Source organism: Glycomyces endophyticus, assembly GCF_039531525.1.
In the GTDB taxonomy this organism is placed as follows: Bacteria; Actinomycetota; Actinomycetes; order Mycobacteriales; family Micromonosporaceae; genus Glycomyces; species Glycomyces endophyticus.
The window spans coordinates 85,323-110,631 of sequence record NZ_BAAAQF010000010.1 but is presented as its reverse complement, the minus strand read 5'-3'; the positions used below and the strand labels follow the sequence as shown (position 1 = coordinate 110,631).

Below are 25,309 nucleotides of genomic sequence, written 5' to 3'. Positions count from 1 at the left end.
ACCATCGTGTCCGCGCGGAGGCGTTCCCGACTGCTGCCGCGAGGCGGAAATCGAGTTGCGACCTTTGGGAGAGGCCCCCGCCACGACATTCATATCAATGGATGTATTGACTCGAACCGCTCACTTGGTTACCGTGAACATCACCTGGTGGCCGCCATGTATGTCCTGACCCGACCCTCACCGGAGTTCCCATGCGCAGCTCACCCCTCAACCGCCGCCTCCTGTTCCAGGCCGCGGGCGCGGCCGCCGTCGCCGCCGCCGTCTCCCCGTTCGGGGCCGCCGCCCCGGCCGCGGCGAGCCCCGGCGTCCTCTACTCCAACGCGCTCATCCAGCAGCGCGCCGACCCGTTCATCGTGCGCCACAGCGACGGCTACTACTACTTCACCGCGAGCGTCCCGGCCTACGACCGGATCGTCATGCGCCGCGCCACCACGGTCCAGGGCCTCGCCACCGCGCAGGAGGTCACGGTGTGGCAGAAGCACTCCAGCGGCCCGATGAGCGCCCACATCTGGGCGCCGGAACTGCACTACATCAGCGGGAAGTGGTACGTCTACTTCGCGGCCGGCCGCGCCGACGACGTCTGGGCCATCCGCATGTACGCCCTGGAGAACGCCAGTGCGAACCCGCTCGCCGGGACCTGGACCGAGCGCGGCCAGATCACCACCCCGCGCGACTCCTTCTCCCTGGACGCCACCACCTTCACCAACGGCTCCACCCGCTACCTCTGCTGGGCCCAGAGCGACCCCGAACTCGGCAGCGGCACCAGCCTCTACCTCGCCGCGATGGCGAGCCCGTGGGCGATCACCGGCACCCCGGTCCGCATCAGCAAGCCCACCAACTCGTGGGAGACCATCGGCCACAACGTGAACGAGGGCGCCGCCGTCATCAAGCGCAACGGCCGCGTCTTCATGACGTTCTCCGCCAGCGCCACCGACGCGAACTACGCCATGGGCCTCCTCACCGCGTCCGAGAGCGCCAACCTGCTCAGCGCCTCCTCGTGGACCAAGAGCGCCCAGCCGGTGCTGCGCAGCAGCGACGCCACCGGCCAGTTCGGGCCCGGCCACAACTCGTTCACCGTCTCCGAGGACGGCCAGAGCGACCTCCTCGTCTACCACGCGCGGCCCTACAAGAACATCAGCGGCGACCCGCTCTACGACCCCAACCGCCACACCAGGGTCCAGAAGTTCTACTGGAAGGCCGACGGCACGCCCGACTTCGGGATCCCCGTGGCCGACGGCGCCACCCCGTACCGCCTCGCCGCGCACGGCTCGACCACGGTGTTCCTCAACCACTACGACTTCCGGGTGCGCGCCAACGCGACGCCCGCGATGCTCGCCGACTCGCAGTTCCGGATCGTCACGGGCCTGTCCGGCTCCGGCACGGTCTCGCTCGAGTCGGCGAACTTCCCCGGCCGCTTCCTGCGGCACAAGAACTACGAGCTGTGGGTCGAGGCGAACGACGGCACCGCGCAGTTCCGCCAGGACGCCAGCTTCCACCGCCGCGCGGGCCTGGCCGACGCCGCCGCCGTCTCGTTCGAGTCCGCGAACTTCGCCGGCCGCTACCTGCGCAACGCGAGCGGCCTGGTCAACCTGCTCACCGTCGCCTCCGACGCCGAGCGCGCCGCGGCGACGTTCCGCCTCGAGTAGCCCTGCGCGGCCGCGGCCCCTCGGCCGCGGCCGCCCGTGGTTTGGCCCGCGCCGGTCCGGGGCACCAGGGGTGCGACACGCGGCGGCCCGGCCGGGCCGCCCCGGGCCGACCTCGGATTGGAGCAGGGACCATGAGCGGACGGACCTTCGAGTGGAGCAACGGCGCCGTCGAGTACGAGCTGCGCTGCGACCGGTGCGGTGACGCCTTCCGCTGCGGCGACGACTCGTTCTACAGCTGGCCGGTACTGTGCGCGGCCGCCGAAGCCGAGGGCTGGACCACCAGTCCCGACCTCGACGGTGAGCACGAGTGCACGGGCTGCGCCGCGGCCTCGGCGCGATGGGAGCTCGTCGCGGCGATGGCCGCCTGAGGGCGCACGACGAATCACGAAGGGGCACCGCCGGACCGGCGGTGCCCCTTCGCGTCGAGCGCTAGCGGTTCATCAGGGCGAAGACGCCCCAGCCGAGGTACTCGCGCTGGTAGCGGACGTGCGTGACGGGCGCCGTGTCGAGTTCGGCGCGCATCTGCGCGGCGAGCTCGTCATCGGGGTTGGCGTCGAGCCACTGCCTGACGTTGAGCCACTGGGCCGCGGCGTAGCGGTCCCAGCTGTCCTGGTCGGCCAGGACCATCTCGACGACGTCGCAGCCGAGCGCGCCGAACCGCTCCAGCAGCTCGGGAAGGGCGAGCAGCTCGTCCTTCGCCGACATGTGGCAGCCCTCGACGGTCGCCCGGTCGGGCGGGTCGAGCCGCCAGTACGGCTCGCCGACGAGCATCATCCCGCCGGGGGCGAGGCTGCGGCGCAGCAGTTCGACGGTGCCCGCGACGCCGCCGCCGATCCAGGTGGCGCCGATGCACGACGCGATGCCGACCGGCCGGTCGGCGACGTGCGCGGAGGCGTCGCCGTGGACGAACGCGACCCGGTCGCCGACGCCGAGTTCGTCGGCGCGCTCGCGGGCGGCGGCGATGAAGACCGTGCTGATGTCGACGCCGGTGCCGGTCGTGCCGTGGTCGCGCGCCCAGGTGGACAGCAACTCGCCCTTGCCGCAGGCGAGGTCGAGCACGGCCGTCCCCGGGACGGGGCGCACGGCCCGGCCGAGGACCGCCAGTTTCTCGGGCGTGAACGGGTTGAGCAGGCGGTGGCTGCTCTCGCGGATGGTGAAGCTACGTGGGAGATCCACTGTGGTTGGTCGTCCTTCTCTTGGAAGTGGTGTGAACGGCTGCGAGTCGCGACCGGTGGGCACCGGTCGCGAGGGCCTGGACGACCATCGAATGCACCTGCTTCTGTGTTCGGGGCGTGCGGAACCCCGAGAAACTACGCCGCCATAGCGCACGTGTCCAGCGGTTTTCCGGGCCTCATCGGTAGTGGTCGAGGATCTGCCGGGCGAGCTCCCGCACGCGGGCCACCGCCTCCGGCGGGCCCAGAACCGTGGCAGTGTCGCCGAACGCCAGGAGCTGGCGCACGTCCTCCAGCACGCGGCACCGCAGCACCGCCGGCCGCCAGCCGTCCTCCTCGGCCTCCCCGATCGTCAGGCGCGAGCCGAGGAGCCGCCGCGCCCGCCCCACCTGGTACTCCTGGAACCGAAGGCGCACTTCGAGGTCCCCCGCGGACTCCCACCCCGACGTCAGCTCGGCGGCGACTGCGGCGAGACGCGCGCCGGGGCGCAGCCGCCTGGCGGCGCGCAGCGGCTCCCACCGCGCGATCCGCTGGAGGTTGAGCAGCGCCGGCTCCCCCTCCTCGTCGGCGACGAGGTACCAGCGGCCGCCCTTCGCCAAGAGCCCGTACGGGTCCACGGTCCGCCACCGGGCCGCCTCGCCCTCGCGCTCGTACCGCACCCGGAGCCGCACGCCGCGGCGCAGGTCGCCGACGAGCGCGGCGGGGGAGGTGCCCGCGGGCTCGGGACCGAACCAGGGCCGGTTGTCGCTGACGACGAGGTCGCCGACCGCGATCAGGTCGTCGGGCGGCCCCGACCCGGACACCTTCCGCAAGGCCCGGCCGCTCACCTCCGCGACGCCCAGCCGCCGCCGCTGGTCGCCGTCGAGTCCGGTCAGCGCCAGGTGCTCCCGCTCGCCCGGGGTCAGGCGGGCGGTGTCGAGCCCGCCGCCGGGGAGCATCGAGACGCCGCCGTACCGGCCGCGGCGCATGAGCACCGGGAACCCGGCGTCCTGGAGCCAGCGCAGGTCCCGCATCACCGTGCGGTCCGACACGCCGGTCTCGGCCGCCAGCGCCGCGACCGTGGTCTCCGGCCGGGTCTGCAGGGCCAGGAGCAGGGAGAAGAACCTGTCGGGAGTCACCGGGCCATTCTTCCAGAGAACCTGACGGATTCCGTCAGGTTCTCCGCCTACGGTGGCGGTCCCGACGGAAAAGGAGGGCGCCATGCCCAAGCCGAACATCTTCATCGTCTACGTCTCCGACGCACCCGCGGCGGCCCGCTTCTACGGCGACCTGTTCGACATGACACCGGTCTTCGAGACCCCGGGCTACATCGCCTTCGACCTCGCCCCCGGCATCAGCCTCTCGCTGTGGGGCCGCGCGAGCGTCGACCTGGCCGCGAACCCGGTGCGCACCAGTGAACTCTGCGTCGCCGAGCCGGGCGGGTCCGATGCGATCGACGCCCTCTTCGAGGCCTGGAAGGCCAAGGGCGTCACCATCGTCGACGAGCCGCGCGACGAGGTCTTCGGCCGCACCTTCGTGGCCGCCGACCCCGACGGCAACCTCATCCGGGTCGCCCCGGTCGACTAGCACCCCGCGGGCGGCGGCCCCGAGCCGCCGCCCGCGCTGCTCCGCACTCGACCGATCACGCTGCGTACCAAAGAGGACGGTGTCACACCCGGTTCCTAGACTTGCGCCCGTGACCGCATCCGAGACCCCGCTCCCCGACGAGCGCCTCCTCGCCTTCCCCGACTCCTGGAACCGATTCGTGCAGCCGCGGCGCGGCAGCGACAGGCCGAGGCGGCTCAAACTCGACCCCGAGGCCGGCCGCGCGCTCCTCGCCGAGTTCGACGCCCGCGTGCGCGAGCGCCTCGACCACGAGGCCAACGCCGACCACCGCGAGGCGGGCCTGGCCTTCCTCGCCGGGAAGGCCGACCCCGAAGGCGCCGCCGCGGTCTGGGCCCTCGCGCGCCCCACCGCCACCGCCGACCCCTACGTCCGGCGCCCCCTCTTCGACCTGGCCGCCGCCGAGCACGGACTGCCGTTCGCCGCCGTCGCCCTCACCGAGTTCTTCCTCCTCGACATCGCCGCCGCCGACCGCGACGGCATGATCGGACTGAGCCCGCTGAGCCCCCAGAACCACCGCTGGGGCCGCCTCAACAACTCGACCGAGCTCGCCGCGATCCGCGCGCACCTCGCCGCCCTCCCCGACGCCGAGCACGCCGCCGTCATCGACGCCCTCGCCGCGCGCCGCACCGACCCGCTCCGCCGGCTCGGCGCGAGCCTCCTCGTCCCGCACGAGACCGACTGGCTTGACCAGGTCTGCGCCGAACTCACGACGCTGCAACCGGACGCCACCATGTCCAACCTGCTCCTCGGCGTCATCACCACCGGTCAGCAGCTCCAGAGCCTTGACTACAGCGGCGTGTACCTCTACTGGTTCCAGACCTCCGGGCTCGCCGACCTCGTCCACCGGCTCGGCGCCGACGCCGTGCCCGTCCTCGACTCCATGTTCACCAGGTGGGCCGACACCGACGACCGCAAGGTCCTCTACCGGGCGCTGGCCGCGATCCCCTCCGACGCCGCGTTCGACCGCATCCTCGACGGCCTCGACGACCCGGTCGCGATGGGCTTCGCCATGGAGGCCGCCGCCCGGTTCCCGCAGCGCGCCCTCCGCGCCGTCGCCGCGCGCCTCCCCGGCGCCGAGCCCGCGGTCCGCAGGCGGCTCACGACGATCCTCTACGGCGACCCGGTCGTCCTCGGCGCGGCCCTGGACCGCCAGAGCGACGCCGTCCGCGACGCCGTCACCGCCGCGACCTCCGTTCCCGGCCGGCTCGCCGCCGCCCCCGCCGAGACGCTCCCGGCCCTGCTCACGGCCCCGCCGTGGCAGGCCGCCCGCACCGACGCCGCACCCGTCGTCCTCAAGGGACTCGTGCCGCCCGCGATCGACCGGGTCGCCTGGGCCGACGGCGAACGCGAGGAGTGGGCCGCGACCCCGGTCCACGGCGACGACCGCGACTGGACCGAGGACGTGAAGCAGTTCGCCACGTTCGCCCCGCACTACCAGGCCCGCATCATCGCGCTCGCTCCGATCGAGCTGTCGGCCCCCCTCCTGGCCGACTGGGAGCCGGGCGTGCGCTACCTCGCCGCGGACCTCCTCCGGCGGCTCCTCGCCGCCCACGGGGACGCCGCCGCCGGCCTGGTGGCGGACTGCGCCGGGTCGGACGCCTCCCTGCGCGAGGTGCTCCTGCCCATCGCGAACCTCACCGCGGCCCGCCTCGCCGCCGACGCGCTCGCGCGCCTGAAGACCCTGCGCCCCTTGGCATTCGAGTGGCTCGACCGCCACGCCGCCGACGCCGCCGCGCTCCTGATCCCCGACGCGCTCGGCAAGACCAAGAAGCCCCGGGCCGCCGCCGAGGCCGCGCTGCGCTACCTCGCGGGCTGCGGCCGCGCCGACCTCGTGCGCCAGGCCGCCGTCCAGTACGGACCCGAAGCGGTCGCCGCCGTCGAGACCCTCGTCGACGTCGACCCGCTCGCGCCCGCCGGCGTCCCCGTCCCCGAGCCCGGCCCCTGGGTCGCCCCGCCCGCGCTCCCGCAGATCCTCCTGGCGGGCGGTGAACGCGCCCTTCCCGATTCGGTCGTCCGCACCGCCGCCACCGTGCTCGCCCTCGGCTCGCCCGAGTACGACTACCCCGGCGTCGCCGTCCTCGCCGAGACCTGCGACCGGGCCTCGCTCACCCGCTTCTCCCACGCCCTGTTCGAGCAGTGGCTCGTCGCCGGCGCGCCCTGGGACCAGTCGTGGGCCCTCACCCAGCTCATGCACTTCGGTGACGACGAGACCGTGCGCGCCCTGACCCCGCTCATCGGCCGCTGGCCGGGGGAGAACCAGCACCACCGGGCCGTCAAGGGCCTCAAGGTGCTCGGCGCGATCGGCTCCGAGGCCGCACTGCGCGCCATCCAGGGCATCGGCGAGAAGGCCAAGTTCGCCGCCATCAAACTCGAGGCCCGCGAGCAGATCACCGCGATCGCCGCGAACCTCGGCCTCTCCGCCGAGCAGCTCGCCGACCGCCTCGTGCCCGACTTCGGGCTCCGCGAGGCCTCCGCGCTCGTCCTCGACTACGGCCCCAGGAGCTTCAAGGTCGGCTTCGACGAGCAGCTCAAGCCCTTCGTCACCGACGGCGACGGCAAGCCCCGCAAATCCCTGCCCAAGCCCGCCGCGAAGGACGACCAGGAGCTCGCCGACGCCGCCTACAAGCGGTTCGCGAACCTCCGCAAGGAACTCCGCACCGTCGCCGCCGACCAGGTCAAGCGCCTCGAACGCGCCATGGTGACCGGACGGACCTGGACCCCGGCCGAGTTCGGGGAGCACTTCGCCGGGCACCCGCTGGTGTGGCACCTCGCCCGCCGCCTGGTGTGGACCGCCGACGGCGTCCCCTTCCGCCTCGCGGAGGACAGGAGCCGCACCGACGTCGAGGAGAACGCGCTCGCCGTCGCCGACGACGCCGTCATCCGCATCGCCCACCCCGTGCACCTCGGCGAAGAGGTCGCCGCATGGTCGGAGATCTTCGCCGACTACGAGATCGTGCAGCCCTTCCCGCAGCTCGGCCGCGAGACCGCGGCCTTCACCGACGAGGAGCTCGCCACCGGCCACGTGACCCGCTTCGAGCAGGCCCGCGTCACCGTCGGCGGCCTCCTCGGCCTGGTCAAGAAGGGCTGGGTCCGCGCCCCCGCACTCGACGCCGGCATCGAGAACGGCATGTGGTGCCCGCTGCCGGGCACCGGCTACCTCGTGCTCGACCTCGACCCGGGCATCTCCGCCGGCGACGTCCACGACATGTGGGTCCAGATCCTCGGCCAGGTCGTGATCGCCGACCGGGACATGGGCGGCTGGAGCCGCGCCCAGGCCACGCCCGGCCTCCAGGTCGGGGACCCGGTCGCCGCCTCCGAGGCCCTCACCGCGCTCGCCAAGGTCGTGGACGCCGGCGCGTAGGCACGTCGGAGGGCCCCTCCCGCAGCGGAGGGGCCCTCCGCCCCCGCTACCGGTTCGCCCGCTCGTTCCCGTTCAGGGCCGCCACGACCTGGTCGTAGTCGCCGCGGGCCTCGCCGTAGCGCAGGAACTTGACGCGCTCGACCTGGATCTCCTTCGCATCCGGCTGCGACTCGACGAGCCCCATGACCTCCGCGACGTACTCGTCGAGCGGCAGCGCGTGCGGGTCCTCCGAGTGCCCGGGCATGAGCTCGGTCCGCACCGACGGCGGCACCAGCTCCACGACCCGCACCGAGGTCCCCTCCAGTTGCAGCCGCAGCGACTCGCTGAGCATGTGGATCGCGGCCTTCGACGCGTTGTAGCTCGGTGTCGCGCGCAGCGGCGTGAACGCCAGACCCGAGGAGACGGTCATGATCGTCGCGTCCGGACGGGTCTGGAAGTGCTCGACGAACGCCCCGATGAGGCGGATCGGGCCGAGCACGTTCGTCGTGACCGTCGCCTCCGCCGACGCCAGGAAGCCCTCGGGCCGGCGCCAGTCCTCGGCGCGCATGATCCCGGCCATCGCGATGAGCGCGTTCAGGTCCGGGTGCCGATCCAGCACCTCCGCCGCGGCCGCCGCGATGCTCGCCGGATCGGCGGTGTCGATCCGCACCGTGTCGAGGCCGGGGTGCGCGGCGGCGATCCGCTCCAGCTCCGCCGTGCGCCGGCCCCCGACGATCACCTGGTTGCCCCGCTCCTGGAACGCCAGCGCGAGCGCCAGGCCGATGCCGCTCGTCGAACCCGGAATGAAGATCGTGTTCCCTGTAATGTCCATGCCCCGAGTCTGGGCGCTTTCGGCGCCGCCGTGCAGAGACCGCTTGTCGGGGGATCGCCGGTCCCTGGTTCGCGGCCCCCGCCGGGCCGATACTTGACGCATGGACCGCACCGCGCTCGCCGAGTTCCTCCGCCGCCGCCGAGAAGGGCTCCAGCCCGGCGACGTCGGGCTCCCTCCCGGGGCCCGCCGCCGCGCCCCCGGCCTGCGCCGCGAGGAGGTCGCCGCGCTCGCGGCCATGTCGACCGACTACTACACCCGCCTCGAGCAGCGGCGCGGCCCGCAGCCGAGCGTCCAGATGCTCGCCTCGCTCGCGCGCGCCCTGCGCCTGACCGACCAGGAGCGCGACTACCTGTTCCAGATGGCCGGGCACAACGCTCCGGCGCGCCTGTCCGACGCCGCCCACGTCGCCCCCGCGCTCCTGCGGGTCCTCGACCGCCTCGGCGACACGCCCGCGCTGATCCTCTCGAACCTCGGCGAGGCCCTCGTCCAGAACGACCTCGCGAAGGCCCTGTTCGGCGACCGCACCTCCTACACCGGGCTCGACCGCTACGACGCCTACCGCTGGTTCACGCGCCCCGGCGACCGCGAGCGGTACCCCGCCGACGACCGCGACCGCCAAGGCCGCGCGCTCGTGTCGGCCCTGCGCGTCGCCTACGGCGCCATGGGCCCGAAGTCCCGGGCAGGCGAGCTGGTGACCGCGCTGCAGCAGCGGTCGGCGGAGTTCGCGGATTTGTGGGAGCGGCACGAGGTCGCCAAGCGGTTCGCCGACCACAAGACCCTGATCCACCCCGAAGTCGGCCCCATCGAGCTCGACTGCCAGGTCCTGTTCACCGAGGACGAGTCGCAGGCCCTGCTCGTGCTCACCGCCGAGCCCCGCAGCGAGGCCGAAGAAAAGTTGCAGCTCCTCGCGGTCCTCGGCCCGGCCCGCACCGGCCCCTGAACGCAAAAAAAGAAGGGCCATCGGCACCTTCCCCTCATAAGATAGCAGGGCGGCCCGACCGGCTCGCGGCCGGGGGCCGCCCTGCTATCTAACACCAGGTCAGCGGCCTGCGCACTAGCCGAGCACGTCCAGGACCCACGTGATCCCGAAGCGGTCCCGCACCATCCCGTATGCCGCGGCCCACGCCGAGGGCCCGAACGGCTGGACCACGGTCCCGCCCTCCGCGAGCCCCGCCCACAGGCCCGCCAGCTCCTCGGCACCGGTGCCGCGCACCGAGACGAAGAACGGGTCCTCGCCGCGGCTCCACGGCCGCGCCGCCGGCGCGTCGTAGGCCATCACCCGGAACCCGTTCGGGGCCGCGACCTGGCCCCACACCACCAGACCGGCCTCGGCCGGGTCCGTGGACCCCATCTCGCCGTACGTTGTGACGGCCAGCTCGCCGCCGAAGACCGACCGGTAGAACTCCAGCGCCTCCCGGGCCTCGCCGCGGAAGTTCAAGTGGGGAGTGACGTGCACGCTCATGACCGCTCCTTCGCTCGCCCGGGCGCCGCTCGCCCGGTGCCGCACCAGCGTGATCCGCATTCAGGACAGCTACCGTCCGCTCCTCCTGGCAGGATCGGGGCCATGACCGGAACCTCGTCGCGGACCCTGCGCCTGCTCTCGCTCCTCCAGACCCGCCCCGACTGGACCGGCCCGCAGCTCGCCGAGCGGCTCGACGCCAGCGAGCGCACCGTCCGCCGCGACGTCGACCGCCTGCGCGACCTCGGCTACCGCATCACCGCGGTCCGCGGCCCCCACGGCGGCTACCGGCTCGAACCCGGCTCGGCCCTCCCGCCGCTGCTGTTCGACGACGAGCAGGCCGTCGCCCTCGCCGTCGCCCTCCGCACCGCCACCGGCACCGGCATGGAGGACGCCGCGGCCCTCGCGCTCGCCGCCGTCCGGCAGGTCCTGCCCCCGCGGCTGCGCCGCCGCGTCGACGCCGTCCAGGTCGCCGCCGTGCCTCGCGGCCCCCGCCCCGCGCCGATCGACACCGAGGTCCTGCTCGCGCTCGCCGCCGCCGTGCGCGACCGCGAGGAGCTCCGCTTCGACCACCAGGGCGCCCGCCGCCGCGTCCACCCCCACCACCTCGTCACCTGGAACGACCGCTGGTACCTCGTCGCCTGGGACCTCGACCGCGACGACTGGCGCGTCTTCCGCGTCGACCGCATCGCGCCCCGCACCCCCGCCGGCCCGCGCTTCACCCCCCGCGAGCTGCCCGGCGGCGACGTCACCGCCTTCGTGCGCGCCCGCTTCCGCGGCGGCGAGCACCCCGAGTGGCCCTGCCGCGGCGACGCGGTGCTCCTGCGCTCCGCCGACGCCGTCGCGCCCTTCCTCGACGGCGCCTTCGACGGCGTCGACCACGTCGAGGCCCTCGGTCCCGGGCGCTGCCGGGTCGCGCTCGGCTCCTGGTCCTGGCCCGCCCTCGCCGCGTCCTTCGGCCGCTTCGACGCCGGCATCGAGTCCGCCCGGCCGCCCGAGCTGGCCCGCGCCTTCGCCCGCCTCGCGACCCGCTTCGCCGCGGCGTCCTTGTGACCGAACGCATCACGAATCGTCTCGTTGATCCGCATTCGCCTTGATACCGTGGCCGCAAGTCTCGCAAAGGAGCTGTTCACATGGCACGAGCCGTTCGCACGACCCGCACCATCGCCGCGCTCGCACTCGCATTCGGCACCGCGCTGGCGCTCTCCGCCTGCGGCGAAGGGGAACTGCCCATCGACCCGCCCACGTTGCCCGACCTCGAGGAGTCGCTGAGCGACCTCGCCCCCGACTTCCCCACCGACCTCGCCGGCGACCTCAAGGAGATCGCCCCCGACGTCACCGCGACGGAGATCGTGGACGGCGCGCGGGACCTCTGCCAGTCCGCCGCCGAAGGCGCCGACGAGGAGCAGCTGGCCCGCGACGCCGCCTCGCTCTTCGGCGTCGAGGAGGCCGAGGGCCCCACGATCGTCGAGACCGTCCAGCCGTACTGCGACGTCGTCAACGGCTGACCCCGTCCGTCCGAGAAGGCTCGAAACGACGCAATAGCAACTCTGGCATCGAAGCTCCGCACTGTCCAATCAGTGCGGAGCTTCTGCGCGTTTCCACCGTGCGGGGTGTAGAGCGCGCCAATTGGCAACAAGCCTTCTAGCAGGCCGGAAATTGTCGGAATACCGAATCCAATCGCGAAAACGCGTGACCGTATCATAATCCGATCGAACGCTCCTGTACTGGAAGGATCACTCCCGGTGCCCGACGCACCCACCCCCCGGCTGGTGTACGACGCCTTTCTCATCACCGCCTACCACGACTTCTACAAACCCGCGGTCGCGCCTCGCGTGATCGGCCTGGGTCTCGGCGCGGCGCTGCTGGCGGAGCTGGTGTTCTCGGGCCACCTCGCGGTGCGCAGCCACGAGGGCCGGGACCTCGTCCTCGCGGAGCCGCGCGGCGGACCGCCGCGCGACTCCTTGGGGCTGTGGCTGACCGAGCTCGTCCAGGGCGAGCCGGAGCACCTCGCCGTGCCCGAGTGGCTCGAGTACCTCGCCATCGCCGACACCCATTCCAAGACCGCCGAGCACATGGTGGTGGCCGGGTTGATGGTGCGCGGGGAGCAGCGGAGCCGCTGGCTCGGCAAGGTGCAGGTCACCTACGACGCGGCCGACGCCCTCATCGCCCAGGCGCCGCTGGCCCGGCTGCGCCGTTATCTGTCCATGATGGACAGGAGAATGCCGTTGCTCGACGCATTCCTCCTCGCCTTGACCGAGTCGGTCGGGCTGTCCAAATCGCTGTACTCCCAGATGCCCTCCGGCGCGCGCGAATACGCCGAAGGACACCTGCGAGTGCTGCCCGCGCCCCTCCAGGCGATCCGCGGGCACCTCACCGCCGCGGTGGCGGACACCGCCATCACCGGCAACCTCTAAGCAATTAGGAGTCCCGCCCCATGTCAGCTCCCTCACCCGCGAGCGCGGTCCAGTCCGCACTGGCCCGCGACAAACTCGGCACGCTCAGCCTGCTCCACTTCTCCCTCACCGCGGCGACCCCGCTGACGGTGATCGCCGGCGGCGTCGTCGTCATGTTCGCCGTGGCCGGCCAGATCGGCATCCCGCTCGGATACGTCATCATCGCGGTCTCCCTGTGGCTGTTCAGCGTCGGCTACACCGCCATGGCCCGGCACATCGCCAACGCCGGCGCGATGTACGCGTTCGTTGCCCGCGGCCTCGGCCGGGTCCCCGGTGTCGCCGCCGCGTGGGTCGCCGCCACCTCCTACTGCGCGCTCCAGGCGAGCCTCTACGGCCTCCTGGGCTTCACCGCCCAGAACCTGTTCGCCTCCACCGGGCTCGACCTGCCCTGGTGGGCCTTCGCGCTCGTCGCCTGGCTGCTCGTCGGCCTCCTCGGCACCCGCGCGGTCGACATCAACGCGAAGATCCTGGCGGTGCTCCTCACCGTCGAGATCGCCGTCATCCTCCTGTTCAGCGTCTCGAACTTCGCGAACCCCGCGGACGGCGTGTCGTTCGCCGCGCTGTCGCCGAACGCCCTCGGCGGCGAGGCCGCCGGCGCCGTCCTCGCCCTGGCCGTCATCGGCTTCATCGGCTTCGAGTCGCCCACCGTCTACGGCGAGGAGGCCCGCGACCGCAAGCGGACCGTCGCCCGCGCCACCCTCGCCACGATCGGCATCCTCGCGTTCATCTACATCGCCTCGTCGTGGTCGATCATCACGGCCGTGGGCGACGACAACGTGGTCGCCGCCAGCGCCGACCCCGACCTCATGTTCACCCTCGCCGGCGACCAGCTCGGCAGCGCGTGGGTGACGATCGGCCAGGTCCTCCTGCTCACCTCGGTCACCGCCGCGGCCTTGAGCTTCCACAACACCACCGCCCGCTACCTGTTCGCGCTCGGCCGCGAGCAGGTCGTCTTCTCCTGGCTCGGCCGCACCTCGGTGCGCACCTGCGCCCCCGTCGCCGCCTCGGTCACCCAGACCGTCGTCGGCGGCCTGGTCATCGTGCTGTGGGCAGTGCTCGGCCTCGACCCGGTGGTGCACCTGTTCTACTACCTCGGCACCGCGTCGGGCATCGGCCTGATCGCGCTCATCCTCACCTGCGGCATCGCGGTCCTGGTCTACTTCGCGCGGGATCGGCGTGAAGAGTCCCTGTGGGCCGCGCGGATCGCGCCGGTGCTGGCGGTGCTGGTCATGGGCGGCGTCATGTACCTGTCCGTCATCCACTTCCACACGCTGCTGGGCGTCGAGAAGGGATCGCTCCTGCCGAAGCTGGTGCCGATCGTCTTCGCGGTCCTGGCGCTCCTGGGCGCCCTCTGGGCCCTGTTCCTCAAGCGCGCCCGCCCCGAGGTCTACGCCGGGATCGGGCACGGCGCGAAGGCGCCCCTGGTCCAGGCGGCCGAGCGGGCCGCGGTGCCGGTTGGAGCCGCCGGTGAGCGTTAGCGCGTACGGGGCCGTGGCGGCCATGCTCGCCGACGAGTTCAACGACCTGCCGACCGCACGGTGGCTGGTGGACGACCCGGACGAGCGCCTGAAGGCGGTCCGCGGCCAGTTCGAGCTGCTCGTGGAGCACGCGCTCGGCCACGGCGGCGTGGTCACCTCGGGCGACCTCGACGGCGCGGTGGTCTGGTTCGACCACACCGCCGCCGCCCGGCCCATTCCCCACTACGACGAGCGGCTGCTGGCCGCGTGCGGCGCCCACACCGACCGGTTCCGGCGCCTCGACCAGGTCATGGACGACCACCACCCGCAGGCCCCGCACCACTACGTGGCGCTGGTCGGGGTGCGGAAGCGGCGGCGCGGCAACGGGATCGCGACCGCGATGCTCCGGCGCCACCACCGCGTCCTGGACCGCGACGGCATCCCCGCCTACCTGGAGGCGGTCTCGCCGCAGACCGCGAAGCTGTACGGCCGGCTCGGCTACAAGCCGCTCGGCGACCGGTACGGCCTCGACAAGGGCGGCCCGTGGCTCTATCCGATGTGGCGCGAGCCGCAGACCGTCTGAACGACGGCGGGGGGCCCGGAAGGGCCCGCCGCCCACTCCGCGCCGGCTCGAACCCATGGGGCCCAAGCACTCCTCTATATTGACGCACTTGACTATACAAATGTCGAATTGATATGATCTCCGCATTCGCTCTGGGAGCGCTCCCTCAGTTCCCGGTGCACGGGAAGGACATCGAATGCGGAGAAATCGCAGGATCACCGCCCTCGCGGCAGCGGCCGCGACGGCACTCGGCGCCGCGGCGCTGGCGCTCGGCCCGGCGGACCTGGCACTCGCCGAGGACGGGTGCAGCGTCGACTACACCGTGGTCAGCAGCTGGGGCTCGGGATTCCAGGCCAACGTCGCCATCACCGCGGGCGAGGCCGTCAACGGCTGGGACCTGGAGTGGACCTTCCCCTCCGGCACCGCCGTCACCAGCGCCTGGAACGTCTCGTGGAGCCAGAGCGGCACCGCCTTCACCGGCTCCGACGTCGGCTGGAACGGCACCATCGCCGCCGGGCAGACCCGCCAGGTCTTCGGCTTCATCGGCTCCGGCAGCACCGCCGACCCCACCGGGATCTCGATCAACGGCGACCTGTGCGACGGCCAGGTCGACCCCACCGACCCGCCCACCACCGACGACCCGACCGACCCGCCCGGCGGGCCGGTCTCGATCATGCCGCTCGGCGACTCCATCACCGGCAGCCCCGGCTGCTGGCGCGGCAACCTGTGGCAGCTCCTCGACCAGGCCGGCCACGACGTCGACTTCGTCGGCTCGCTCTCCCAGGCCTGCAACCCGGCCGGCTCCGACCCCGACCACGAAGGCCACGGCGGCTTCCTGGTCACCCAGTCGGTGAACAACGGCAGCGTGGAGGGCTGGCTGGAGCAGAACACGCCCGACGTGCTCCTGCTCCACTTCGCCACCAACGACGTCTGGTCCTCGATCCCGCCGGCCACGATCCTCGCCGCCTACACGACCATCGTGGCGGACCTGCGCGAGCGCAACCCCGACGCGGTGGTCCTGGTCGCGAAGCTCATCCCGCTCGCGCCGAGCAACTGCGCGGACTGCCCGCAGCGCACGATCGACTTCAACGCCCAGATCCCGGCCTGGGCCGCCGCGCACACCACCGCGCAGTCGCCGATCGTCGTGGTCGACCAGCACACCGGCTGGGTCCCGTCCGTCGACACCTACGACGGCGTCCACCCCGACGAGGACGGCTACGTCAAGCTCGCCGCCAACTGGTTCGCGGCCCTCGACCCGATCCTCGACGCGTCCTAGCGCCCTCGCGGGAACGGCGCCCGGTCGGGAAAGGACCGGGCGCCGTTCGCGTGCCTCAGCGGCGCACGCCCTCGATCTCGAAGGTCATCACCGTGTTCGCGGGGAAGGCCCGCGAGAAGCGCTTGGAGGTCACGGTCGTGTCGGTGTACCGGGCGTACCGCTCGGAGCCGTTCGTCTGCGTCGACCACCGCACCGCGGTGCCGTTCGGGACGATGCCGAACGCGGAGAGGTCGTACGTGATCGTCTGCGCCGTGCCGTAGTTGGTGGTGACGATGACGAGCTTGCCGGAGGCGTTGTCGTGGGCGGCGATCGTGTTGCCCTCGCCGCCGTCGACGATCGTCATGCCGGGCCGGATGTGGCGCGCGTACTGGGCGTACACGAAGTACTTGGTGTTCACCGCGCCGAGCGTGCCCGCCTCGTTGTCGGCCTGGAGCAGGCCCCAGCCGCCGCCGTCGAGGACCTGCCAGTAGCACCAGCCCGTCGGGTGGAGCCAGCGGAAGTCGAGGTTGAGGTTGCGCGCCAGGCGCAGGCCGGTGCCGTCGTTCTCGCCGTACTCGGAGTTCCACAGCCGCTTGCCGGCCGCGCGGACGGCGCTGTAGACGGAGTCGCGGCGCCCGCCCTCGTACTGGTAGCCGTGCACGTTGACCTTGGACACCTTGCTCCTCGCCGAGCTCGTGAGCCCGTTCCACGTGCTCACGGCCTGGTCGTACAGCGACTCGTCGGAGGCGGTGATCGGCATCCACGACAGGCCGCGCGCGTCGAGCTCGGTGCGCAGGTGGTCGATGACGACCGACTGGGTCGACACGTTGAAGTGGCAGCCCTCCTGGGTCCCGGTCGCCGTCCACCAGTTGGCGATCGGCTCGTTGAACGGGTCCACGTAGTCGAAGTCCACGCCCCAGTTGTCGTGCGCGTACTTCGCGATCGTCGCCATGTACACCGCGTGCTGCTGCCGGTTCCACGACTGGAGGTTGTCGGCGTTGCCGTCCGAGCCGCCCGCGGGGTTGTGGTTGGCGCACATCCACCACATCGGCGAGTTCGAGAACAGCTCGAACAGGTTCGCGCCCCGATCGCGGGCCTTCCACATGAGGTTGCGCTGGTTGGCGTCGACGTTCCAGTTCCAGCTCGAGGAGGCCGGGTCGCTGGAGTTCCAGTCGAGCCAGTACCCGTCCATCTGCCGCGAGCGCATCATGTTCGGGGAGACCGCCATGGTCTCGCCGTTGATCGAGTTCCACGAGCACGCGCCCGCGTTGTAGCGCACGATGTTCATGCCCAGGCCCGGCAGCGAGGCGCCGTTGTACACGACGGTGTTGCGGGTGAACATGAGGTCCGCGAGATCGTTCCGGTTCCCGAACGCCCGGCCCCACCAGCACAGGGACGTGCCCCAGCCCTCCCAGACGCCCCACGTGGTCGCGGGGTTGACGGCGGTCGTGTAGTCGGCCCGGGCCGCGGCGGGCACCGCGCCCGCTGCCAGCGCCCCGGTCCCGGCGGCGGTGAAGAGTGTGCGTCGGCGCATGCCTGCCTCCAGTACATCGAGATTCATCGATGATTGCAGAAGGCATTCATAAAGTCAACTCCTTCGATAAAGCATGAGAAAAAGTACCCTGCCTCAGGTTCGTCACTTTCCGTGACATCGGCTGCGCTTCTGTGCGACGGTGAAGGGCGGATCGCGACAGGGGAGGTCGGACATGACGGAGAAGACGACGGCGGCAGGGGCCAAGGACGACGGCCCGCTGGCGAGCGACCAGGGCAAGACGACGATCGCCGACCAGGTGGTCGCCAAGATCGCCGGGATCGCCACGCGCGAGGTCGAGGGCGTGTACCAGCTCGGCGGGGCCGGCAGCCGCGCCGTCGGCGCGCTCCGCGAGCGCATCCCCGGCTCCCGCACCAACTACGGCCAGGGCGTCTCCGTCGAGGTGGGCGAGCGCCAGGCCGCCGTCGACCTCGATGTCATCGCCGAGTACGGGGTCGCCATCGCCGACCTCGCCGCCGGGGTCCGCCGGAACGTCGTCGCCTCCGTCGAGCGCATGACCGGCCTGCAGGTCACCGAGGTCAACCTCACCGTCCACGACGTGCACCTGCCCGACGAGTCGGACGACGACGCCGAGGGCGAACCGAGGGTCGAGTAGCGGAGGCGGGGGACATGGTCGAGGACTTCGCCGCGGGCGTCGACGCCATCGCAGCCGCCGTCCGCGCCGTGCCCGGCGTGAGCGGCCTCCACGGAGGACCGCTCGGCGAGGTCGCGGTCCTGCTGCCCGGCCGCCGCGTGCCGGGCCTGCGGCTCGGCGACGCCGAGTGCGAGGTCCACGTGGCAGTCCACTGGGACACCGACATCCCCCGCACCGCCGCCGCGGTCCACGCGGCCGTCGCCCCGCTGACCGGAGGTCGCCCAGTGGCGGTCACCGTCGAGGACGTCGACTTCAGCGGGACAGGCGAGGACGTCGACTTCAGCGGGACAGGCGAGGACGTCGACTTCAGCGGCGCGGGCGAAGGCGTCGACTCCGCGGATGTGGACGAGGCCGCCGGGACCGGCGCCACCGCCTCCGGGCCCGGCGACGACCGAGTCGAGGGCGCCGCCGCACCCGCCAGCCGAACGATCAAAGGGGACTGACCATGAAGGCATCCTTCGCCGGCCTGGTGGCCGGGCTGCTGCTGGCGCTGGCCGTCATCGGCGGCGGTTTCACCGGGTTCCTCCTCGCGGTGGTCCTCGGCGCGCTCGGCTTCGCCGTCGCGGGCAAGCTCAGCGGCGAGATCGACCTCTTCGAGCGCTTCCGAGGCCGCCGTGACCGATGACGCCTTCGCCCTCGCCGACCTCCCCGGCTCCGGTTCCGACCGGCCGCCGGAGGACCGGGGCGCCCTGCGCCTGTCCGACACCGCCGTCGCCCGCGTCCTCGAAGGCGCCGCCCGCGCGTGCGGCACGGCAGGGCCCAAAGGCCCGCGCGCCAAGGCCACCGTCCGGCACGGCCGGATCTGGGCGAGCCTGGACGTCGCGCTCGCCTGGCCCGGGCCCATCGCCGCGACCGCCCGCGAGCTCACCGGCCGGGTCCGGTCCGAGACCGCCCGCATCACCGGGTACGACGTGGTCGCGCTCGACGTCGCCGTCCGCCTGGTCGACGCCCCCGCACGCGTGGAGCGGAGGGTCCGATGAAGCTCCGCGAACCCCGCCGCCGGCCCGCCGCGTCCTGGCTCGCCGTCCTCGGCGCGATCCTCGTGCTCGCGCTCGCCGTCCTCCTCGCCCAGCACGCCGCGGCCGAGCGCGGCTGGATCGACCAGCCCTCGTGGCTTCGCGAAGCCCTTGCGGCCCTTGACGACCGCCAGCCCTCCACCTGGGTCCTCGTCGGCGGCGCCGCGGCGGTCGTCCTCGGCCTGTGGTTCCTCGTCGCCGCGTTCACGCCGGCCCGCCGCAGCCACCTGCCCGCCGACGGGCCCGGCGACCTGTGGGTCTCGCCGCGCGCCGTCGAGGCGATCGCGGCCGACGCCGCCGAGCGCGCTCCCGGCGTCCTCCACGCCGCCACCGAACTGCGGCGCCGCCGCCTCCGCGTCAAGGCGCTCCTCGCGCCCGGCCACGAGGCGACGATCGCCGACATCCTCGAATCGGTGGGGGACCGGCTGTCCGGCCTCGCCGAGCTCGAGGTCTCCGTGCAGGCCAAGGAGGGCGGACGATGAGGCGACCCGCGATCGACCGTCCCGCCGCCGTCGTCATCGGCCTGCTGCTGCTCGCGGCCGGCTTCGCGATCGCGGACTGGCGCTTCGACTTCGCGGGCCTGTGGCCCCGCCTCGACACCGATCAGGTCCACGCCGCCGTCGACGCCGACTGGTTCGCCTGGGCCGCGCTCGCCGCGGCCGTCGTCCTCGCGGTCCTGGCCCTGTGGTGGCTCTTCGCGCGCGTGCCGCGCCCGGCGGAGGGCCGCGTCGCCCTCGCCGGCGCCGGCGCGGACCGCATCGACCTCGACGTGCGCTCGGTCGCCCCGAGGCTGCGCGCCGACCTCGGCCGCGCCGCCCCGGTCGACCGCGTGACCAGCCGCCGCTTCGACGTCCGCGGCGGGCAGCTGGTGGAGCTGCGCGCGCATGTCGACCCGCGCGCCGACGGGGAGTCCCTCGTCAACGCCGCGGGCGGCCTCGCCGAGTCGGTCCGGGCCGCGTTCCCCGACGGCGAGGTCGCCGTGCGCGTCATCGTCGACGGCCCCCGGCGCGAGCGCGCTCGCAAGACGCCCCGCGTCCACTAGAGCAGCACGTCGACCGCCGCGTCGGCCTTCGCGAACAGCTCCCGGTAGTGCCGGTCCCGCTCGGCGCCGGTCAGGCCCTGCCCCTCGGAGTCGAACAGCGCGACCGCCGTGGCGTCCGGGATGCCGCAGTACGCCGAGATCCCCACCCGCAGGGGCCCGTCGAGGAACGCCCGCGTCAGCGCCGAGTTCGGGTCGTCCTCGGCCAGCCCCGCGAGCGCGATCCACAGCATCCGCTTGCCCGCCATCGGGGACTTGCTGCGCCCGTACGTCAGCCCGTAGTTCCACACCCGGTCGATCCAGCCCTTGAGCAGCGCCGGGAGCCCGTACCACCACACCGGGAAGACCGGCACGATCACGTCGGCGGCGTGCACGCGGGCGATGTGGCGGTGGACCTCCTCGCTGTAGCGCTTCTCGCGGTCGCCGTAGTCGGGCTCGTCCGCGACGCCGTTGCGCGGGTCGAACGCCTCCTCCTCCAGGTGGAGCACGTCGACGCGGTAGCCGCCCGCGGCGAGGCGCTTCGCGGTCCGCTCGGCGACGGCGGCGGTCAGGGAGTCGGACCGGTGGTGGCCGATGACGACGAGGGCGACGGGTTCGGTTTCGCTGGTTTCGCTCATGAGACAAGTACACCCGCCCCGGAGCAGACGTGCCATGGACAGAACCCGGGGAAACCTTTGCGAGCGTCTACCATTGCGGGCATGGACCCTTTGAGCGACATGCTCCGCGGCATCCGCGCCGAGCGCGCCTCGGTCACCCGCGCCGCCCTCGAGCCCGCCTGGCGCATCGGCTTCCCCGACCGCGCCCCGCTCACCCTCGTCACCGTCGTCCACGGCGGCGGCCGCCTCGTCCTCGCCGACGGCGAGGAGTACCCGCTCGGGCCCGGCTCCACCGCGATCGTGCGCGACACCGAGCCGTTCCACCTCGTCGACCGCGACGCCCCGCCCGGCGCCGCCGGCCCCGCCTACCAGGTCTCGTGCTTCGACCCCGACGCCGACTGCGAGCCGAAGCGGGACCCGCAGGGCCCCACCGTCCTCGTCGTCGGCGCCTACCGCGACCTGCGGCCGAGCCACGAGCGGCTTCTGCGGACCCTCCCGCGGGCCCTCGTCCTCGACGACGACCCGGCGGACGTCCTGTGGCTCAAGGCCCTCGACGACGCGATCGCCCGCAGCCGCCGGCCCGGCGGCGGCTCCCTCGTCGACCGCGTCCTCGACTGGGGCCTGGTCTGCACGCTCAGCTGCTGGTTCGACCTCCAGGGCGCCGACGCCCCGGCCTGGTACCTCGGCGTCCTCGACCCGGTCGCCGGGCCCGCCATCGAGGCGATGCACCGCGACCCGGCCGCGCGCTGGACCGTCGCGTCCCTCGCCGCGGAGGCCGGCGTCTCTCGCGCCCACTTCGCGAAGCGCTTCACGGCAGTCATGGGCCGCCCGCCGCTCGGCTACCTCGCCGAATGGCGCATGTCCCTCGCCGAGGACCTCCTCGCCGACCCCGAGACCCCGGTGTCGGCGGTCGCCCGCCGCGTCGGATACGCCGACCCGTTCGCGTTCAGCACCGCGTTCAAACGCGTCCAGGGCATGAGCCCCAGGGCCTTCCGCGGGGCCTGAATCCGGCGCGGTTGGCCCGGCGACCGATGGGTAACCACAGTGGATTCCACCGAAGGGAGCCCCCAATGTCAGCCTCCGCCACCGGCCTCGTCGCCGGACTCCTCATCGCCGTCGCGTTCATCGCGGGCGGCGTCAACGGCCTCGTCCTCGCGATCCTGCTCGGGGCGCTCGGCTTCGTCGTGGGCATGCTCATCGGCGGCGAGACGCGCAGCTTCCGCCGCTACGGCCGCCGCGTGCGCCGCTAGGACCCGTACTAGTCCCCGGAGCCCCGCGTCCCCAGCGTCGACACGCACGCCTCGTTGCCCTCGGGGTCGGCCACCACCCACCAGTGCGGCGAGCGGTCCCGCACCAGCGTGCCCCCGGCCGCGAGGGCGGCCGCCAGCCGGGCCTCGACCCGGTCGTGGGGGAGGAACACGTCCACGTGGAGGCGGTTGCGCTGCGGGCGCGGCTCGTCCATCTCCTGGAACCAGAACGCCGCGTTGCGGCTCATCGGGTCGGCCAGGTCCTCCTCGCCGCGCTCCTCGTAGCCCAGCACCGCCTTCCAGAACCGGATCACCTCCGGATGCGAGAGCGCGTCGACCGCCACCTGGACCGACTGGAGCCGCGAGGGGTCCGACTCCAGCCCCAGCCCGGCGGCCACGGCCGAGACGTCCTGCGCGAGCGCCACCTCCGCGGCCGTGAGGCCCCAGAGGCCCGGCTCCACCGCGACGAGCCGGACCGTCACCCCCTCGGAACGGAGGTCCAGGTCGGGCCGGTGCGGTTTGACGCCCGGGAGGTCGGCGACCGCGGCAGCGAACTCGGCGGCCTCGCGCATCGACCCGGTCCTGAAGTGCGCACACGCGCCGTCGCCGAGGACCCTCCACTGCCCGCTGGCGTCGGCTTCCTGGAAGGCCCTGGGGCTCAGCATCTCGTCCATGCCGGTCACCGTAACCCCCGGGTCCGACACGCGGGCGCGAGTAGGGTGGGACCGTCGTCAACACGAAAGGGGTTTCACGTGAGCGTCAGCGTGCTGTTCATCGGCGGGACCGGCCGGATCTCCACCTCCTGCGTCCGCGAGGCCGTCGCCCAGGGCCTCGACGTCACCGTCCTCAACCGCGGCCGCACCAGCGAGCGAGCCGTCCCCGACGGCGCCGAAGTCCTCACCGCCGACGCCGGCGACCCCGCGGCCGTGCGCGCCGTCCTCGGCGACCGCACCTTCGACGCCGTCGTCAACTGGGTCGTGTTCACCCCCGAGCAGGTCCGCCGCGACATCGAGCTCTTCGCCGGCCGCACCGGGCAGTACCTCTTCATCTCCTCGGCCTCGGCCTACCAGACCCCGCCCTCGCACCTGCCCGTCACCGAGTCCACGCCGCTGCGCAACCCGTTCTGGCAGTACTCCCGCGACAAGATCGAGTGCGAGGACATCCTCACCGCCGCCTACCGCGAGGACGGCTTCCCCGCCACCATCGTGCGGCCCTCCCACACCTACGACGAGACCCTGCTGCCCTTCGACGGCGGCTGGACCGTCGTCGAGCGGATGCGCGCCGGCAAGCCCGTCGTCGTCCACGGCGACGGCACCTCGCTGTGGACCATCACCCACGCCCGCGACTTCGCGGTCGGGTTCACCGGGCTCCTCGGCAAGGAGGCCGCCGTCGGCGAGGCCTTCCACATCACCGGCGACGAGGCCCCGACCTGGAACCAGATCTTCCTGCACGTCGCCGCCGCGGCCGGGGTCGACGAGCCCGTGCTCGTGCACGTCCCCTCAGACGCGATCGCCGCCGCCGACCCCGACTGGGGTCCGGGCCTCCTGGGCGACAAGGCGCACTCGATGGTCTTCGACAACACGAAGATCAAGACCCTGGTACCCGAGTTCGGGCGCCGCACCACGCCCTACAAGCTCGGCGCGCGCGAGGTGGTCGCCTGGTACGACGCCCACCCCGAGCACCGGACCGTCGACGCGGAGCGCGACAAGGTCATGGACTGGCTCGCCGACCGCTACGCCCCGCATCCGATGCGGTAAATCCCTGACGCGCTCCCAGCCGACCGCCGCGAAGCCGTCGCCGTCCCACAGGACGGCGCGGCCCTCGCGCACCTCGACGTCGTCCACGTACACGCCCCGGCCCTGGTACACCGGATCCGACGTGTACCGCCACCGCAGCACCGAGGTGCCGTCCGGCAGCGCCGCCGAGGCCCGGATCCACTGGCGGCCCGAGAAGCCCGAGAACGCGCCCTCGACCCGCCAGCAGTGGTCCTCGGTCCGCAGGTCCAGCGGCACCGGCGTCCACGCCGCCCCGTCCGGGCTCGACTCCAGCACCGCGAGGTCCGTGGACTCGGTGTCGTACCAGAGCGCGAACTGCGCCGTGGCGCAGTCCGTCGCCCGCGGCAGCGCCGCCGTCAGCGTCGCCGTCGAGGCGTCGACCTGGCCCGCGAACCACGCGTCCCGGCCCCGCTCGGGCCGCACCGGCACCGCCCGGCCCAGCGGCCGCGAGGCCGCCCGCCGGTAGGCGCTGGCCGTGCCGCGGTTCCGCGTCGGGTGCACCCGGTTCGTCAGCAGCACCAGCAGCGTGCCCGCGAGCGGGTCGAGCACGATCGACGTGCCCGTGTACCCCGTGTGCCCCACCGTCACCGGCGAGCTCATCGCGTCCATGTACCAGCGCTGGCCGAGCTGCCAGCCGAGCCCGCGGGCCGCGGACTCGCCCATCCCGGCGTTCATGTCGGTGAAGACCGCGCGCGCGGTGGCCTCGGAGAGGATCTCGGCGTCGCCGTGGCGGCCGCCGTTGAGGATCATCTGCCCGAACACCGCCAGGTCCCACGCGGTCGAGAACACCCCCGCGTGCCCGGCGACGCCGCCGAACGCCCACGCGTTCTCGTCGTGGACCTCCCCGTGTACCGTGCCCCGGCCCGTCCACGGCTGGTACTCGGTCGCCGCCGTCCGCGACCGGTCGGCCGGGTTGTAACCGGTGTCCGCGAGCCCCAGGGGCTCGCACACGTACTCGGCGACCAGCTCGTCCAGGCGCTGGCCCGTGACGCGCTCCAGGACCTTGCCGAGGACGATGAGGTTGAGGTCGGAGTACTCGTAGCCGCTGCCGGGGACGCGGCGCAGGGGCTGCGCGTAGATCGCGGCCATGCGGGCCGCGTCGTCGGGCTTGTCGTACAGGTTGATGAACGAGATCATCCCCGAGGTGTGGGAGAGGAGCTGCTCCAGCGTGATCGGGGACTTGGACGGGTCGGCGGAGTCGAACTCGGGCAGGTACTCCACCACCGGCAGCTTCAGGTCCACCACGTGGTCGTCGATGAGGCGGCCGGTCACCGTGGCGGTGAACAGCTTCGAGATCGAGGCGAGGTCGTAGACGGTGCCGGTCTCGGCGGGCAGCCACTCGGACTCGGGCAGCTCGACCGCGGTCTCGGTCTCGTCGTCCCAGCCCGAGTAGCGCAGGCGCTGCCCGGCGGCCTCGTGGACCACGACCACGCCGCGGCGGGCGGCCAGCACGGTGAAGCCCGGGAACGAGGGCGCAGAACCTTCCATATAGGACTTGAGGCGGGGGGTGATCAGGTCGACGTGGGCGGCGGTCAACCGCGCTTCCGAACAGGGCCCGTACCGCAGTTCGCGCGGATGCTCGGGAAAGGTCACGTCGTACGGCCCGGCGCTCGGCGGGCCGGTGAGTTCGGGCATGGAGGGGCGCTCCTCGGCGTTGGCGGCGGAG

27 protein-coding genes and 1 pseudogene are annotated in these 25,309 nt (G+C 72.9%); 20 read left to right on the top strand and 8 right to left on the bottom strand.

Going from position 1 to position 25,309, the window contains the following annotated elements; translation table 11 throughout:
* The first annotated feature begins 191 nt into the window (after window positions 1-191).
* Window positions 192-1,646 carry a family 43 glycosylhydrolase gene (locus ABD419_RS14290; RefSeq protein ID WP_344487494.1) on the top strand — a complete coding sequence of 485 codons (1,455 nt, stop codon included), beginning with the start codon at window positions 192-194 and terminating at the stop codon, window positions 1,644-1,646.
* A gap of 131 nt (window positions 1,647-1,777) precedes the next feature.
* Complete coding sequence (locus ABD419_RS14285) at window positions 1,778-2,014, top strand: hypothetical protein (RefSeq protein WP_344487492.1); 237 nt, start codon at window positions 1,778-1,780, stop codon at window positions 2,012-2,014.
* Window positions 2,015-2,075: 61 nt separating this feature from the next.
* Here the strand turns inward: ABD419_RS14285 and ABD419_RS14280 are convergent, their stop codons facing one another.
* Window positions 2,076-2,822: an SAM-dependent methyltransferase gene (locus tag ABD419_RS14280; RefSeq protein ID WP_344487490.1), complete on the bottom strand. Its 747-nt coding sequence runs from the start codon at window positions 2,820-2,822 to the stop codon at window positions 2,076-2,078.
* Window positions 2,823-2,997: 175 nt separating this feature from the next.
* Window positions 2,998-3,936 (bottom strand): helix-turn-helix transcriptional regulator, encoded by a 939-nt coding sequence (locus ABD419_RS14275; RefSeq protein WP_344487488.1) that lies wholly within the window; start codon window positions 3,934-3,936, stop codon window positions 2,998-3,000.
* An 82-nt stretch (window positions 3,937-4,018) separates the two neighbouring features.
* On the opposite strand from ABD419_RS14275, the gene ABD419_RS14270 reads away from it, so the two are divergent.
* Both ABD419_RS14270 and ABD419_RS14265 read left to right on the top strand, forming a co-directional pair.
* Window positions 4,019-4,384: a VOC family protein gene (locus ABD419_RS14270; RefSeq protein WP_344487487.1), complete on the top strand. Its 366-nt coding sequence runs from the start codon at window positions 4,019-4,021 to the stop codon at window positions 4,382-4,384.
* Window positions 4,385-4,493: 109 nt separating this feature from the next.
* Complete coding sequence (locus ABD419_RS14265) at window positions 4,494-7,784, top strand: DUF4132 domain-containing protein (protein ID WP_344487485.1); 3,291 nt, start codon at window positions 4,494-4,496, stop codon at window positions 7,782-7,784.
* A gap of 46 nt (window positions 7,785-7,830) precedes the next feature.
* On the opposite strand, the gene ABD419_RS14260 is transcribed toward ABD419_RS14265, so the two are convergent.
* Complete coding sequence (locus ABD419_RS14260) at window positions 7,831-8,595, bottom strand: SDR family oxidoreductase (RefSeq protein WP_344487483.1); 765 nt, start codon at window positions 8,593-8,595, stop codon at window positions 7,831-7,833.
* Between the two features lie 100 nt (window positions 8,596-8,695).
* Between ABD419_RS14260 and ABD419_RS14255 the strand changes: the two genes are divergently transcribed.
* The gene (locus ABD419_RS14255; RefSeq protein WP_344487481.1) at window positions 8,696-9,535 is read left to right on the top strand and encodes a helix-turn-helix transcriptional regulator; all 840 of its coding nucleotides are present in this window, start codon (window positions 8,696-8,698) and stop codon (window positions 9,533-9,535) included.
* A 114-nt stretch (window positions 9,536-9,649) separates the two neighbouring features.
* On the opposite strand, the gene ABD419_RS14250 is transcribed toward ABD419_RS14255, so the two are convergent.
* Entirely contained in the window at window positions 9,650-10,057 is a 408-nt protein-coding gene (locus ABD419_RS14250; RefSeq protein WP_344487479.1) for a VOC family protein, read from the bottom strand.
* A 102-nt stretch (window positions 10,058-10,159) separates the two neighbouring features.
* Here ABD419_RS14250 and ABD419_RS14245 point away from each other — a divergent pair, with 102 nt between their 5' ends.
* The 6 genes from ABD419_RS14245 to ABD419_RS14220 all read left to right on the top strand — a co-directional run bounded on the left by ABD419_RS14245 (window position 10,160) and on the right by ABD419_RS14220 (window position 15,805).
* A complete protein-coding gene (locus ABD419_RS14245; protein ID WP_344487477.1) occupies window positions 10,160-11,107 on the top strand; it encodes a helix-turn-helix transcriptional regulator in 948 nt (315 codons plus the stop codon).
* Between the two features lie 80 nt (window positions 11,108-11,187).
* Entirely contained in the window at window positions 11,188-11,562 is a 375-nt protein-coding gene (locus ABD419_RS14240; protein ID WP_344487475.1) for a hypothetical protein, read from the top strand.
* A gap of 237 nt (window positions 11,563-11,799) precedes the next feature.
* Window positions 11,800-12,471 (top strand): GPP34 family phosphoprotein, encoded by a 672-nt coding sequence (locus ABD419_RS14235; RefSeq protein ID WP_344487473.1) that lies wholly within the window; start codon window positions 11,800-11,802, stop codon window positions 12,469-12,471.
* A gap of 20 nt (window positions 12,472-12,491) precedes the next feature.
* Window positions 12,492-13,988 (top strand): APC family permease, encoded by a 1,497-nt coding sequence (locus tag ABD419_RS14230; protein ID WP_344487471.1) that lies wholly within the window; start codon window positions 12,492-12,494, stop codon window positions 13,986-13,988.
* A complete protein-coding gene (locus tag ABD419_RS14225; RefSeq protein WP_344487469.1) occupies window positions 13,978-14,550 on the top strand; it encodes a GNAT family N-acetyltransferase in 573 nt (190 codons plus the stop codon). Before ABD419_RS14230 ends, ABD419_RS14225 begins: the two co-directional genes overlap by 11 nt.
* A gap of 175 nt (window positions 14,551-14,725) precedes the next feature.
* Entirely contained in the window at window positions 14,726-15,805 is a 1,080-nt protein-coding gene (locus ABD419_RS14220; RefSeq protein WP_344487467.1) for a cellulose binding domain-containing protein, read from the top strand.
* 55 nt (window positions 15,806-15,860) lie between these two features.
* Here ABD419_RS14220 and ABD419_RS14215 read toward each other — a convergent pair whose 3' ends face one another.
* The gene (locus ABD419_RS14215; RefSeq protein ID WP_344487465.1) at window positions 15,861-17,318 is read right to left on the bottom strand and encodes a glycoside hydrolase; all 1,458 of its coding nucleotides are present in this window, start codon (window positions 17,316-17,318) and stop codon (window positions 15,861-15,863) included.
* 172 nt (window positions 17,319-17,490) lie between these two features.
* On the opposite strand from ABD419_RS14215, the gene ABD419_RS14210 reads away from it, so the two are divergent.
* Genes ABD419_RS14210 through ABD419_RS14185 form a run of 6 tightly spaced genes read left to right on the top strand, consistent with a single transcriptional unit; the run spans window position 17,491 to window position 20,028 of the window.
* Entirely contained in the window at window positions 17,491-17,931 is a 441-nt protein-coding gene (locus tag ABD419_RS14210; protein WP_344487463.1) for an Asp23/Gls24 family envelope stress response protein, read from the top strand.
* A gap of 14 nt (window positions 17,932-17,945) precedes the next feature.
* Window positions 17,946-18,413: a hypothetical protein gene (locus ABD419_RS14205; protein WP_344487461.1), complete on the top strand. Its 468-nt coding sequence runs from the start codon at window positions 17,946-17,948 to the stop codon at window positions 18,411-18,413.
* Between the two features lie 2 nt (window positions 18,414-18,415).
* On the top strand, window positions 18,416-18,595 hold the full coding sequence (locus ABD419_RS14200) for a DUF2273 domain-containing protein (protein ID WP_344487459.1): 180 nt from the start codon (window positions 18,416-18,418) through the stop codon (window positions 18,593-18,595).
* Window positions 18,585-18,950, top strand: coding sequence for a hypothetical protein (locus tag ABD419_RS14195; protein ID WP_344487457.1), 366 nt, complete (start codon window positions 18,585-18,587; stop codon window positions 18,948-18,950). Before ABD419_RS14200 ends, ABD419_RS14195 begins: the two co-directional genes overlap by 11 nt.
* Window positions 18,947-19,468 carry a DUF6286 domain-containing protein gene (locus tag ABD419_RS14190; RefSeq protein ID WP_344487455.1) on the top strand — a complete coding sequence of 174 codons (522 nt, stop codon included), beginning with the start codon at window positions 18,947-18,949 and terminating at the stop codon, window positions 19,466-19,468. The genes ABD419_RS14195 and ABD419_RS14190 overlap by 4 nt, the downstream gene beginning before the upstream one ends.
* Window positions 19,465-20,028 carry a hypothetical protein gene (locus tag ABD419_RS14185; RefSeq protein WP_344487453.1) on the top strand — a complete coding sequence of 188 codons (564 nt, stop codon included), beginning with the start codon at window positions 19,465-19,467 and terminating at the stop codon, window positions 20,026-20,028. Before ABD419_RS14190 ends, ABD419_RS14185 begins: the two co-directional genes overlap by 4 nt.
* Here ABD419_RS14185 and ABD419_RS14180 read toward each other — a convergent pair.
* A complete protein-coding gene (locus ABD419_RS14180; protein ID WP_344487451.1) occupies window positions 20,025-20,642 on the bottom strand; it encodes an NAD(P)H oxidoreductase in 618 nt (205 codons plus the stop codon). The genes ABD419_RS14185 and ABD419_RS14180 overlap by 4 nt on opposite strands.
* Window positions 20,643-20,723: 81 nt before the next feature.
* On the opposite strand from ABD419_RS14180, the gene ABD419_RS14175 reads away from it, so the two are divergent.
* Complete coding sequence (locus ABD419_RS14175; protein ID WP_344487449.1) at window positions 20,724-21,626, top strand: cupin domain-containing protein; 903 nt, start codon at window positions 20,724-20,726, stop codon at window positions 21,624-21,626.
* Window positions 21,627-21,691: 65 nt separating this feature from the next.
* Complete coding sequence (locus ABD419_RS14170) at window positions 21,692-21,871, top strand: DUF2273 domain-containing protein (protein ID WP_344487447.1); 180 nt, start codon at window positions 21,692-21,694, stop codon at window positions 21,869-21,871.
* Window positions 21,872-21,879: 8 nt separating this feature from the next.
* Here ABD419_RS14170 and ABD419_RS14165 read toward each other — a convergent pair whose 3' ends face one another.
* On the bottom strand, window positions 21,880-22,542 hold the full coding sequence (locus ABD419_RS14165; protein ID WP_344487445.1) for a VOC family protein: 663 nt from the start codon (window positions 22,540-22,542) through the stop codon (window positions 21,880-21,882).
* A 78-nt stretch (window positions 22,543-22,620) separates the two neighbouring features.
* Between ABD419_RS14165 and ABD419_RS14160 the strand changes: the two genes are divergently transcribed.
* Complete coding sequence (locus ABD419_RS14160) at window positions 22,621-23,625, top strand: SDR family oxidoreductase (protein WP_344487443.1); 1,005 nt, start codon at window positions 22,621-22,623, stop codon at window positions 23,623-23,625.
* 483 nt (window positions 23,626-24,108) lie between these two features.
* On the opposite strand, the pseudogene ABD419_RS14155 reads toward ABD419_RS14160, so the two are convergent.
* A pseudogene (locus ABD419_RS14155) lies at window positions 24,109-25,131 on the bottom strand (serine hydrolase domain-containing protein); the annotation flags it as partial.
* Between the last annotated feature and the right edge of the window lie 178 nt (window positions 25,132-25,309).

What these genes read in the sequence shown, in the direction of transcription:
- ABD419_RS14290 (WP_344487494.1), top strand. Translation starts at nt 192, where the DNA reads ATGCGCAGCTCACCCCTCAACCGCCGCCTCCTGTTCCAGGCCGCGGGC.
- ABD419_RS14285 (WP_344487492.1), top strand. Translation starts at nt 1,778, where the DNA reads ATGAGCGGACGGACCTTCGAGTGGAGCAACGGCGCCGTCGAGTACGAG.
- ABD419_RS14270 (WP_344487487.1), top strand. Translation starts at nt 4,019, where the DNA reads ATGCCCAAGCCGAACATCTTCATCGTCTACGTCTCCGACGCACCCGCG.
- ABD419_RS14260 (WP_344487483.1), bottom strand. Translation starts at nt 8,595, where the DNA reads ATGGACATTACAGGGAACACGATCTTCATTCCGGGTTCGACGAGCGGC.
- ABD419_RS14255 (WP_344487481.1), top strand. Translation starts at nt 8,696, where the DNA reads ATGGACCGCACCGCGCTCGCCGAGTTCCTCCGCCGCCGCCGAGAAGGG.
- ABD419_RS14250 (WP_344487479.1), bottom strand. Translation starts at nt 10,057, where the DNA reads ATGAGCGTGCACGTCACTCCCCACTTGAACTTCCGCGGCGAGGCCCGG.
- ABD419_RS14245 (WP_344487477.1), top strand. Translation starts at nt 10,160, where the DNA reads ATGACCGGAACCTCGTCGCGGACCCTGCGCCTGCTCTCGCTCCTCCAG.
- ABD419_RS14240 (WP_344487475.1), top strand. Translation starts at nt 11,188, where the DNA reads ATGGCACGAGCCGTTCGCACGACCCGCACCATCGCCGCGCTCGCACTC.
- ABD419_RS14230 (WP_344487471.1), top strand. Translation starts at nt 12,492, where the DNA reads ATGTCAGCTCCCTCACCCGCGAGCGCGGTCCAGTCCGCACTGGCCCGC.
- ABD419_RS14220 (WP_344487467.1), top strand. Translation starts at nt 14,726, where the DNA reads ATGCGGAGAAATCGCAGGATCACCGCCCTCGCGGCAGCGGCCGCGACG.
- ABD419_RS14215 (WP_344487465.1), bottom strand. Translation starts at nt 17,318, where the DNA reads ATGCGCCGACGCACACTCTTCACCGCCGCCGGGACCGGGGCGCTGGCA.
- ABD419_RS14210 (WP_344487463.1), top strand. Translation starts at nt 17,491, where the DNA reads ATGACGGAGAAGACGACGGCGGCAGGGGCCAAGGACGACGGCCCGCTG.
- ABD419_RS14205 (WP_344487461.1), top strand. Translation starts at nt 17,946, where the DNA reads ATGGTCGAGGACTTCGCCGCGGGCGTCGACGCCATCGCAGCCGCCGTC.
- ABD419_RS14200 (WP_344487459.1), top strand. Translation starts at nt 18,416, where the DNA reads ATGAAGGCATCCTTCGCCGGCCTGGTGGCCGGGCTGCTGCTGGCGCTG.
- ABD419_RS14190 (WP_344487455.1), top strand. Translation starts at nt 18,947, where the DNA reads ATGAAGCTCCGCGAACCCCGCCGCCGGCCCGCCGCGTCCTGGCTCGCC.
- ABD419_RS14185 (WP_344487453.1), top strand. Translation starts at nt 19,465, where the DNA reads ATGAGGCGACCCGCGATCGACCGTCCCGCCGCCGTCGTCATCGGCCTG.
- ABD419_RS14180 (WP_344487451.1), bottom strand. Translation starts at nt 20,642, where the DNA reads ATGAGCGAAACCAGCGAAACCGAACCCGTCGCCCTCGTCGTCATCGGC.
- ABD419_RS14175 (WP_344487449.1), top strand. Translation starts at nt 20,724, where the DNA reads ATGGACCCTTTGAGCGACATGCTCCGCGGCATCCGCGCCGAGCGCGCC.
- ABD419_RS14170 (WP_344487447.1), top strand. Translation starts at nt 21,692, where the DNA reads ATGTCAGCCTCCGCCACCGGCCTCGTCGCCGGACTCCTCATCGCCGTC.
- ABD419_RS14165 (WP_344487445.1), bottom strand. Translation starts at nt 22,542, where the DNA reads ATGGACGAGATGCTGAGCCCCAGGGCCTTCCAGGAAGCCGACGCCAGC.